Genomic DNA, 10,518 nt, shown 5'->3' with positions numbered 1-10,518 from the left:
TTTATTCAAAGCGGATCACAAAAAATGATCCGCTTTTTTTATTCACAAAAAATATTTTGGAAATGAATTCCATTTATACTATGCTTAAAACTGTTTGGTTCAAAAGCTTTCTTTATCGCTTTAGCTCCTAACCATATAAACAAAGCACAATACAAACCACCTGCCTCGGAGCATGACAATGAATAAAACAACTTTAAAAATTGCTTCTTATGAAATAGAAGACGTTACCTTAAAACACTCTGGTGATAATCAGCTAACTTATATCCATATTCCATGTGATTATGATAAAGAATTTTGTATGCAGCTAGATGGATGGGATGAAAATACAAGTATTCCTGCTCAATTGAAGGATAAAAACATACTACTTTATCGCCATGCTTATGATAAGCAAAGCCATCACTGGATCTTAAAAGTGGCGTAATATAATGTTAAAACAGATAAAAAAAGCCAGGTAAATCATTTACCTGGCTTAGGGAAAAGGCTCATTACGAGCCGTGCGCTAAAAAGGACATAAAGGTTTACTACATAAAACTCGGTGTTGAACCTGACTTTTATTTATCTCACTATCTACTGTTAAATATTAGTAGACAATATGTAAAAATCCAGTAAACCAATAACGCACGCGCTCTTTTCTATCTATATTTTCTACATGATAAATTTTAATCAATAAAATCAATCTAATAAGTAGATAAATTTCTTTTTTGAAATATCAAACAATTGATTAGTTTTTATCACAAAGCAATTTAAAAGCACTTTGTATCGCTTCTACTGACTTTTTCTTTTCAGGATCATTAGGATCAGCAAGTAAAATCACATCTATTAGTTGAGCATTTACTTTACCGCTTTTCATCTGTGTCATTGCAATATCATTTAATGGATATTGTACTAATGTTGCAGGATTAATCACAAACCAAGCTCCATCAGCACGACAATTAAGCATCACTTCTTCACGAGTAAAAGGCCATTCATCTCCAAATTGAAGTTTACTAACTGTTGAGAGCGATGCAGAAAAAGCTTGGAAAGAGAACACCATTAACATACCCGCGAGTAAAAAACGTCTCATATTTATATCTCGTTTTACAGATTAGATTTTTACGATTATATAACAATCTATACTGGTGAGTTAATCGCAAAGATAGCAACAGTAAAAATAACCACGGTACCCAGCAATAGTTCAAACCAACTATTAATCAGTAACCACTGAAAATTATTTTTTCGTCTAATGTGAGGAACCAAAACATAACGGTTAATCATCGCGAGGCCTAACATCACACCAACAAATGCAATTTTAAGCCACAACATGCTTTGATATTCAGAAGAAAGTTGTGTGATAGGCCAGCCAGGGATCAACATAATCGCACTAATAACACCACTAACGATAACAAGAAAAACCGCAATATGACCAAATAAAGAGAATTTCTTCATTGTCGCAATAATTGGTTTGATCATTCCATCAGCCAGTTCATCTTTATTTCGTAAAAACTGCAAGCAAACAACAAAAGGCCACAAGCCACCAAACCAATATGCAGCGCTAATTAAATGAACGATTTGGTTAACTTTATAAATAATTGCTTCTGTGCCTGTAAACATAGCACTGTGCCCTATCAATGCATGAAAAGTAAGCATCAATGTTGCAATAATAAGTAAACCAATATTTCGAATATAACGCTGGTGGATAAACAACATGAATAGCGCTAGCGTAGATAAAACCAGTTGCCATTGCCACACTTGGCCAAATGTGGTGTTTAATACTGCTTTCCAGATATTAAAAGACCACGCATCATCCCAGCCATCGCCCATAATACCTGATAGCACCACCAACCATAAAAAAGTTGTAATAAACAGAGTGATAGTGCAGATAGCTAATGCAGGACGCAAGCGAACTTGAATAAGCGGGATAAATTTATCTCTTGCGAGAATGGCAGCCGAGAAACTCAGTCCAAAAACAAACATGACTGCCACAAAATGAGAAAAACGGCATAAAATATAAACGTCTTCAGGTGTCATTATTTTACACTAAATTGATAAGAACCTTTTGTTTTGTGCCCATCGACAGAAACCACATTCCAATCTACTGAATAATCACCCGCAGCTAATTCACCTTCTAAAGGTAATAACAACTTTGTATTATTAACAGGATCCAAACTCAATTTTCCGACCGTGATCTCTTTACCATTAGCATGGGTTACTTTCACTTTACTAAAATCAAGTTCAATACCCTCTGAAAAATCAAGAGTGATCACTTTTGGTGCTTGTGCTTGTTCTATCGCGGCACCTTCAGCTGGAAGTTGTGATTTTAAATGTGCATGAGCTAATGCTTGCTGGCATGACATACCTAAAAATAAAACAGCGATGGCAGATAATTTGCCCCAAGATGTTTTAAGTGTATTTAATGACATAATAACCTCTTAAATTACAGGTGATTTTTTTATTTATGGAAATATTTTATAATAAATTTATCTCAAGATCTTCGCTTCTTACTCATTGAAATAAAAGGTTGTGAACTAACACTCAAAATATATGTTATTTAGAGCAGGAACTGTCTCAAATATCACTCATTTTTACATTTCGAAAAAATTTAATACCATTTTTGACAGACTAAACAGTTCAATACACACTCAAACTGTTATAAATGTGAAATAATTTACTGTTCAAATAATCATCATAAAAAGCATTGCAGGCGAAAATAGATATCCTAATTATTGCAATAATAAAAATATAAGAGAGAACATAAATTAGAAGAAAAAATTATTTCATTTTAGATTTAAGTATAAAAAAACGCCCTGTTATACAATAACAGAGCGCCAAGTAACTTTACTGTCTAGTAAGAATAAAGCTAACTAAAAGCGTTACCCTCTTTCATTATTAATAATTAAATATGAGCAGAAGTTGATAAAGCGTTTAAATCTTTATCTAACAAGAACAGCGCTTTTCCGCTTTCTCCTACCATTGCTAATTTATCAATAATAGATTTGAATAATTTTTCTTCTTCGTGTTGTTCAGAAACATACCACTGTAAGAAATTAAATGTTGAGTAATCTTGAGTTGTCATTGCTAAATGCGCTAATTTATTAATTTCAGCAGTAATATACTGCTCATGCTCATATGTTTTAGCAAACAAATCAGACAAAGATAAGAACTCCGATGGAGGAGCATCAATAGCGCCAAGTAGAGGTAAAGCACCTGTATCGCTTAAATAATCAAATAAGCGCTGCATATGTTCCATTTCTTCGCGGGAATGTGCTTTTAAAAATTTAGCCGCACCATCAAATCCTTTATCGTCGCACCAAGCACTCATTTGCAGATAAAGATTGGCCGAATAAAACTCAAGGTTCAGCTGCTCATTCAGTTTATTAATCATATCTTGATGTAACATATTTTACTTCCCTAACAATAAAAATTAACATTACGAATATTATGCACACTTAAAAATAAAAATATAGCAATTTTAAAGATACTTTTATTTATTTCCTTAAAATTACAAACGTAATAAAAATAAAAACCAATCTCATTTGTAACAGAGCTGTTTTTATAAACCCGAATAGTGAAATTGATTCTCATTTATAAAAAAATACATTATATTCATAGACATAAATTTATTTTATTATAAATAGATATATTTATAATTTATACAGAAGAAATTTTTAAAAATCGTTAAATTTAAAAAATCAACATTATATAATTACACTTTAATTTTAATTTAACGTTCTATCTTTAATACACACGAAAAATAAATAGAACACTTAAAAAATGACACTCCAGATATTATATAAAAATAGAAGCGATAAGCGTTCTTTTATAGTGCCACTCATTTTTAATGAGTAGCCGTTCCCAGTTTCACTATTTTTCATATAAAAAATACAAACATCTCAAAAAATAAAAATTTTCCTTTTTTTTCCACTATTTTGCTATTTGGCTGATAAGATTAAAAGGTAACTATCGTTTTTACGAGCAGCAAATTAACGATAATGCCCTAATCAAAATAAAGGTTAATTAGGAGCCACCATGCCAAAAACAGTACTAGTACCCGTTGATTTTACAGAACTTGGTTTATTAGACAAAGTCACCTCTCATTTAAAAGCGTTGGCTGTTGCTGATAAACTTAATATTCACTTCTTATCTGTTATTCCTAGCTATGAGTCCTTTGTCGGATTTGCATTCCCTGGTCAAGATAGACTTACAAGTGATAAACAGCGCATCGAAATTGCATTATCAACATTAAAAGAAAGTTTATCGCATATCGATATACCAAATAGCACCACTCAGTTTTATGTCTCTATTGGTAATCCTCGTGATAAAATTTTAGAAACGGCAAAAAAAATCCAAGCTGATCTTATTGTTATTGGCTCACGTAATCCTGGTATGAAAACATACTTACTCGGTTCTACAGCCTCTTCAGTAGTAAGCTATGCAGAATCTTCTGTACTAGTTGTTCGATAACCCAACCCTATTTGTATTGATATAAGAAATCTGGCATCTAGAAAAACCAGATTTCTTATCTTTTTGTCTGTCTGATGCTTATAAAGTAAAATTTTCTTTTATAGTTCTCACTTTATGAAACGATTTAAAATCGAATATTTTAGCAATAAGATTATTATGAAAAAATCAACATAAACTTTATCCACTTATATATATTATGCTAAAACCTATATTAATAACTTCTTAAGAAATTTATATTGTTTGCCATGTGAATTTATGTAAAAATACTTTTCTTTACATTTAGACAAGAACTTTTTATCTATTTAAAAGGAATTATCATGAATAAAGAATATTCTGCAAAATGGGAAGAGCGTTTTGCATTTATCGAGCAATATGGTTCGCCTAAATCACCTGAATACAAAGCCGCTTATAAAGGATTAGCCTTTGGTAAACGTATTCTTATTGGGATGAACATCTGGGCATTCTTCTTTGGTTTTATTTATTTTCTAATCCTCGGTTTATGGCGTAAAGCATTGACTTTATTAGCAGTAAACATTGCTATTATTATTGTTATCAGCATTATTGTTGATGCATTATCTATCAATCCTTCATTTATGAATGCAGTAAGTATTGCATTAAACTTCTTGTGGGCAGCAACAGCTAACTATGCTTACTACTTGAAAGAAAAGAAAAATGATCAAGGTTGGAATCCATTTGCTGGCATTTTCTGATTTCAAATAAAAAGGGGCTAAGCCCCTTTTTATTTATCTAAATCTCTCACATCAAATGTGAGTATTTTCTTTAATTAATAATGCTTTCTTATCTATTTTAATAAAACCATTCAAAAAATAAGTAGCAGCATCTAATCTCCAATATACTCCACATTCTCTTTATTCTTATTTATTATAAACAACAGAATTAGAAACTAATGTTTACACTTTAGTTTCTATTTAAAGTTATAACTTATCTTTCAATGAAATATGCAATTAAATTAAAGAATTATTATTTATTTCCCAATTTAGATACTTTAGTATTTACTCTCTTTATTGATGATATACTCACTTTACTTTTAAAAAAGGAAACATTAAATGTCTGACCATTTCCAAGGTAAATTTGAAGCTGAACTAAAATATCACCTAAAAAACCCACTTCAATTTGCTACAGCACTAAAAAATGCTGGTGCAACTGTGTTTGCCCAAGATAATCAAGAAACAGACTGGTATATGGAGCATCATAGAATTGCTCCCTCGGCTTCTACAATAAGCTTATGTGTACGAAAAATGTCGCCATCAGGAATAAATCTACTTATTGTAAAAGGACCAGATTCATCACAATGTGAAGCCGTACGTATTGAGGATGCTGAAAAAACAGTTTCTATGTTTAAAACTCTCGGTTATGACTGTTATTTAAACTACACAAAATCAAGACAGATCTATTTTCTAAACGAGTTTCATCTCACCATCGATAAAATAGATGAACTGGGTTCTTATGCTGAGTTTGCTATTATGACTGATGATCAGACTAAACTCCCCTTCTATACTGCTCAACTACAGAAATTAGCAGCTAAATTTGGCTTTAATGAAACAATGCGAGAAAATAAAAATTATAAAACACTTATGCTTGAGCTACACCCATAATCATAAAACTTACCAACAGGATTATTGTATAAAGAAGATCAATTTCTATCAATATTAAGAGAGTAGAAAGCATATTTATAAAAGTTTTTCTATCTATACGTACTTTTTAAAAGTGCTATAAAAGCTCACTTTCTCAGTTAATTCCCTTATAAACCTATTTTTATTATAAAAATAAATGGTTCTATTATTTTATAGTTTAACCATTTCACTTAATTAAGACTTATCACGAAATTAAAAACCACCATTGAGATTAAAACTGGTTAAATATATCAATATAAACTAAGTATTTGGATTATTTTATAAAATTAAAAGATAAATTTAAAAATTTCATTCTAAAAAACAATATAAGACAAAAGCTACATTTATATGAGCTAACTAAGATAATTCTTTAAATTTCTACTTATTGTTACTTTTTATTATGCTAAAAATGCCATTTACACCTAAAAGCAAAGATATTTTTTAAATACCCCTTATATTAACGCAATGTTTTTATTAGAATAAATAAAGAAAACATACTAATAGGAGGTTTTATGCTTGAAAATCACCTTAATATTTTTATTAGGGCAACTTTTATTGAGAATATGGCACTTAGTTTTTTTCTAGGAATGTGTACTTTTCTTGCTGTATCTAAAGAAGTAAAAACCTCATTAAAACTAGGTTTGACCGTAACAGCATTACTTATTATTGCTACACCAATCAATAACTTAATTTATCATTTTATATTAAAGAAAAATGTCATTGTTGAAGGTATTGATCTTGGTTTTTTAAGATATATTACCTTTATTGGTGTTTTAGCTGCATTAGTTCAAATACTAGAAATGTTTTTAGATAAATTTATTCCTTCGCTTTACCATTCATTAGGAATTTTTTTACCTTTATTGACTATTCATTGTGCTATCTTTGGTGCCACCATATTTATGGTAGAACGGGATTATACGTTTACAGAGTCGATTACTTATGGTGCAGGCTGTGGTATTGGTTGGTTATTAGCTATTGTCGCTTTATCCGGCTTACGAGAAAGAATGAAGTATTCTGATATCCCGAGAGGATTAAGAGGCCTAGGTATTACGTTTGTGACTGTTGGCTTAATGTCACTTGGATTCATGTCATTTTCTGGTATTTCACTTTAAAAATAACTATTTTTTAGCTTTATTTTAATAATATTTTTCTAGTCAGAAATAAAACCTGTTATCTCTACGAATAATAAATGCAAAATTAAACGGAAGATTTATCTCTTCCGTTTTAAATTTTGCTTACCGCTAACTTCAATAATATTGATTTAAATACCATATAATCTAATATTGTAATTTTCATCAATCACAGTAGTTATCAATCTAAAATAAATTTAAAACAATCTAACTTTTCAAATAAAGACAAATTAATATACTACACTCCAATTTATTTATAATTTTTAATTTCACTTTACAATGCTCCCTCGCCATAAAAAGCTGTTTTATTTTTATAAAGGTATTCATTTACATAATAATAATAACAATTAAACAATTTACTTTTTATTTATCAACACATTAATTTTTTTTGAAATTTAATATTATTTTTTTAACAATTGATTAAATTTAATCAATAGACAGAGAAAAATAAAACCATTTTAAATCAATTGGTTATTTCAATATTTAATCTATTCATAAATTTAATCAATATGAACAAGAAATAACCATAAAGAATATTTATAAAATGCCGATACTATTTTTAGTATTTAACTATTTTCAAAAGGATCTGTGGCGTTAAATCAAAGAACGGAGCAAAAAATCACACTCATTCATTTCTCTTTTCTTTGCTTCACTCCTTATTACAGGAAGTAAAAATAAAACTCAAAAATCAATAAATTACACAGTTATATTTTTATCATAAAAGGAAATAACTATTTATGTTTAAGATCTTCAAACAACGTTATTTGCCAAGCATTTCTCTGAATGTATCTAGTTTAAAAACAACAACCTTAGTTTGGCTAATAACAGGTTCTCTTATTTTATTATTCTCTTTAGCTTGCTTACTATTCCTTTCATCAGTAAATGATTACAAAAGAAATTTAAACAAACTAGATAGTATCTATGATGAACAATCTATTTTAAACAACACATGGGAAAGTTTACTTCAAACACGTAATACTCTAAATAGAGCCAGCTCTCGCCACTTATTAATTATTAACAAAATGGCGACAGCAAATACCGATATTTCATCACTTTTTCAACAAACAAAAGAGAAATTGGTCCAAGTAGAAAATAATTGGAATATATTTAAAAATAAGCAACACCAAGTAGAAAATGAAGAATACTTGACAAAATTAGAAAATAAGTATGTTGAACTTCATGCGGCTTTAATTGAATTTCTTGGTTTCTTAGAGCAAGGAAAGACATATGAATACCTAAATCAGCCAACTCAAACATATCAAGATAATTTTGAAAAAGAATATAATACTTATCATCAACAATTACAGAATCATTACACTACAGCCTTAAATGAAGGCGAGTTACTCTATGATAAGATTATTTATAGCCTCATCGTTATTTCAGTTCTGATTATAATTTTTTCATTCTTAGTACAAATTACCTTGAAAAAATACTTTATTTCTCCACTAAATAAAATTATGCATAGCATAGAAGACATTAGTAATGGAGAATTAACCTCATCACTGACAACTAAAGGACTTTTTGAAATTAATAATCTCACATTTCATATTGAAAAAATGAAAGAGCAAATAAAAAAAATAATCAATAATATCAACCAGAGTGCTAATAGCATAAATTTAGAATTAAATGATATTACAGTAATGAACAATAATCTTGCTATTCGTGTAGAACAGCAATCAGCCGCGGTATTAGAAACCTCAGCGGGAATAAGACAATTAAGTGTGACCGCTAAACAACATTCAGAAAATACACACACTTCTTGCGAATTAGTAATGAAGGCTGATTCCATGATCAACCAAAGTAATGAGATGCTTGCAAATGTGGTTGAGAATATGAATGAAGTTGTCACCTTTTCAGAGCAAATCAATGATATAACAACGACTATTGATAATATCGCCTTTCAAACAAACTTATTAGCGCTAAATGCTGCTGTTGAAGCAGCTAGAGTGGGAGAATACGGCAGAGGCTTTGCTGTTGTAGCCAAAGAAGTAAGAGAGCTGTCGAACAGCTGTAATTTGGCTTCAAAAGAAATAAAAGTATTAGTAGCCAATTCTAGCAAAAAAATTAATCAATGTTTTCAGCTTGCTGCAGATGCAAACGATAACATGGTCGATATATCAAAACACACAGCGAATGTTAATGAAATGATTCATGATATATCAATATCAACCGATGAACAAAGCAATGGCATAGCGCAAATAGAAGATGCTATTAATCAGCTAGACCAAACAACGCAAGCTAACTCCGTAATGACAAGAGATTTGGTTAATTCATTAGACTTACTTCAAACACAATCCAATAGATTAAAAAATGAACTCACTATATTTCATCAATGATAATAAACTAAACACAATCTGATTTACTTTAAAATCACCCTTCTTTACTGTTATAGATTAAGGCAAGAATTGAAATAAATAAGAAGCTATCAAATTATCATGATAGCTTCTTATTTTAAAATGAGTGATGATTAAAAATCTTTAAATTCGGGGATCTCTTTTTTACCGTGAGATTGCAAAAAGTCGAGAACTTTTCTAGGTGTTGTATTTAATATGCGCTCTTCTGGAAAATCAATTTGCGCTAATATACTTAATACTTGATCAAAATTACCCAGTGACAATGCAATATGAGAATCTGAGCCAAGCGCTATTAATCCGCCTGCATCACGTACCGCTTTTGCAATTGCAATACAATTTTTTTCACTACCAACTCGCGAATGTATAAACGATGAGTTATTCATTTCTAATGCAACATTGCTAGATGCCGCTGCTTTTGCCACTTCCATAATATCTATAGGATATTTAGGATTTCCAGGATGGGTTATCATCTGAACAGCGCCACTAGTTATCGTTGCAATTAACGCTTTGGTGTTATCAACCAATCCTAAAGATGCCATAACAGGATCATGGAAACCGGCTAAAACAATATCCAGTTTTTTACTCATTTTCTCACTGCAATCTATTTCACCTTTAATATTTTTAATGTTTGCTTCTATCCCATATAAAATACCAACACCATCAATAATCCTTGGGATCACTGGTAAATTAGAAAAATGCCATTCGTGAGGAGCATCTGCCATATCAGGGCCATGATCAGTAATAGCAAATAGCTTTATTCCCTTCTTTTTAGCTTGTTGGAAATATTCACTCACCGTACTATAAGCATGAGTGCTAGCAATGGTATGCGCATGTAAATCAACTGGATACATAATAACCCCTTTCTAAAAACCTTAATAACAAGTTATAAGATAGCCTTTTTCTTAACCAGATAACACTTGTTTAAAATTATAACAGCCGTTATTTGTTCTTTTTTATCTA

The 10,518-nt window shown here is 30.3% G+C and carries 11 protein-coding genes; 6 read left to right on the top strand and 5 right to left on the bottom strand.

Annotation, left to right across the window (positions count from 1 at the left end):
• The first annotated feature begins 178 nt into the window (after window positions 1–178).
• Window positions 179–421 carry a DUF1480 family protein gene (locus M997_RS08475; RefSeq protein ID WP_064719678.1) on the top strand — a complete coding sequence of 81 codons (243 nt, stop codon included), beginning with the start codon at window positions 179–181 and terminating at the stop codon, window positions 419–421.
• Between the two features lie 300 nt (window positions 422–721).
• Here M997_RS08475 and M997_RS08470 read toward each other — a convergent pair whose 3' ends face one another.
• The 4 genes from M997_RS08470 to ftnA form a co-directional block, all read right to left on the bottom strand.
• Window positions 722–1,063: a YebY family protein gene (locus M997_RS08470; protein ID WP_064719677.1), complete on the bottom strand. Its 342-nt coding sequence runs from the start codon at window positions 1,061–1,063 to the stop codon at window positions 722–724.
• Window positions 1,064–1,110: 47 nt separating this feature from the next.
• Window positions 1,111–2,007: a copper homeostasis membrane protein CopD gene (gene copD, locus M997_RS08465; RefSeq protein ID WP_064719676.1), complete on the bottom strand. Its 897-nt coding sequence runs from the start codon at window positions 2,005–2,007 to the stop codon at window positions 1,111–1,113.
• A complete protein-coding gene (copC, locus tag M997_RS08460; protein WP_064719675.1) occupies window positions 2,007–2,399 on the bottom strand; it encodes a copper homeostasis periplasmic binding protein CopC in 393 nt (130 codons plus the stop codon). Before copC ends, copD begins: the two co-directional genes overlap by 1 nt.
• 473 nt (window positions 2,400–2,872) lie before the next feature.
• Window positions 2,873–3,376 carry a non-heme ferritin gene (gene ftnA / locus M997_RS08455; RefSeq protein ID WP_064719674.1) on the bottom strand — a complete coding sequence of 168 codons (504 nt, stop codon included), beginning with the start codon at window positions 3,374–3,376 and terminating at the stop codon, window positions 2,873–2,875.
• 629 nt (window positions 3,377–4,005) lie between these two features.
• On the opposite strand from ftnA, the gene M997_RS08450 reads away from it, so the two are divergent.
• The 5 genes from M997_RS08450 to M997_RS08430 all read left to right on the top strand — a co-directional run bounded on the left by M997_RS08450 (window position 4,006) and on the right by M997_RS08430 (window position 9,540).
• Window positions 4,006–4,440, top strand: a complete 435-nt coding sequence (locus M997_RS08450; RefSeq protein ID WP_064719673.1) for a universal stress protein — start codon at window positions 4,006–4,008, stop codon at window positions 4,438–4,440.
• 317 nt (window positions 4,441–4,757) lie between these two features.
• A complete protein-coding gene (locus M997_RS08445) occupies window positions 4,758–5,150 on the top strand; it encodes a DUF2628 domain-containing protein (protein WP_064719672.1) in 393 nt (130 codons plus the stop codon).
• 357 nt (window positions 5,151–5,507) lie between these two features.
• Window positions 5,508–6,056 carry a class IV adenylate cyclase gene (locus M997_RS08440; RefSeq protein ID WP_064719671.1) on the top strand — a complete coding sequence of 183 codons (549 nt, stop codon included), beginning with the start codon at window positions 5,508–5,510 and terminating at the stop codon, window positions 6,054–6,056.
• 530 nt (window positions 6,057–6,586) lie between these two features.
• Window positions 6,587–7,186 (top strand): NADH:ubiquinone reductase (Na(+)-transporting) subunit E, encoded by a 600-nt coding sequence (nqrE, locus tag M997_RS08435; protein ID WP_064719670.1) that lies wholly within the window; start codon window positions 6,587–6,589, stop codon window positions 7,184–7,186.
• Between the two features lie 755 nt (window positions 7,187–7,941).
• Entirely contained in the window at window positions 7,942–9,540 is a 1,599-nt protein-coding gene (locus M997_RS08430; RefSeq protein ID WP_064719669.1) for a methyl-accepting chemotaxis protein, read from the top strand.
• Window positions 9,541–9,671: 131 nt separating this feature from the next.
• Here the strand turns inward: M997_RS08430 and M997_RS08425 are convergent, their stop codons facing one another.
• A complete protein-coding gene (locus M997_RS08425) occupies window positions 9,672–10,409 on the bottom strand; it encodes a phosphatase (protein ID WP_064719668.1) in 738 nt (245 codons plus the stop codon).
• Window positions 10,410–10,518 lie beyond the last annotated feature (109 nt).

Origin of the sequence: Proteus hauseri ATCC 700826, assembly GCF_001654965.1 — a bacterium.
Lineage (GTDB): Bacteria > Pseudomonadota > Gammaproteobacteria > Enterobacterales > Enterobacteriaceae > Proteus > Proteus hauseri.
Note: the sequence above shows the minus strand (reverse complement) of the source record. Positions and strands in the feature narration are given on the sequence as shown.

Coding starts and splice junctions, on each gene's coding strand:
- M997_RS08430 (WP_064719669.1), top strand. CDS start 7,942: ATGTTTAAGATCTTCAAACAACGTTATTTGCCAAGCATTTCTCTGAAT.
- copD (WP_064719676.1), bottom strand. CDS start 2,007: ATGACACCTGAAGACGTTTATATTTTATGCCGTTTTTCTCATTTTGTG.
- M997_RS08440 (WP_064719671.1), top strand. CDS start 5,508: ATGTCTGACCATTTCCAAGGTAAATTTGAAGCTGAACTAAAATATCAC.
- ftnA (WP_064719674.1), bottom strand. CDS start 3,376: ATGTTACATCAAGATATGATTAATAAACTGAATGAGCAGCTGAACCTT.
- copC (WP_064719675.1), bottom strand. CDS start 2,399: ATGTCATTAAATACACTTAAAACATCTTGGGGCAAATTATCTGCCATC.
- M997_RS08470 (WP_064719677.1), bottom strand. CDS start 1,063: ATGAGACGTTTTTTACTCGCGGGTATGTTAATGGTGTTCTCTTTCCAA.
- nqrE (WP_064719670.1), top strand. CDS start 6,587: ATGCTTGAAAATCACCTTAATATTTTTATTAGGGCAACTTTTATTGAG.
- M997_RS08445 (WP_064719672.1), top strand. CDS start 4,758: ATGAATAAAGAATATTCTGCAAAATGGGAAGAGCGTTTTGCATTTATC.
- M997_RS08475 (WP_064719678.1), top strand. CDS start 179: ATGAATAAAACAACTTTAAAAATTGCTTCTTATGAAATAGAAGACGTT.
- M997_RS08450 (WP_064719673.1), top strand. CDS start 4,006: ATGCCAAAAACAGTACTAGTACCCGTTGATTTTACAGAACTTGGTTTA.
- M997_RS08425 (WP_064719668.1), bottom strand. CDS start 10,409: ATGTATCCAGTTGATTTACATGCGCATACCATTGCTAGCACTCATGCT.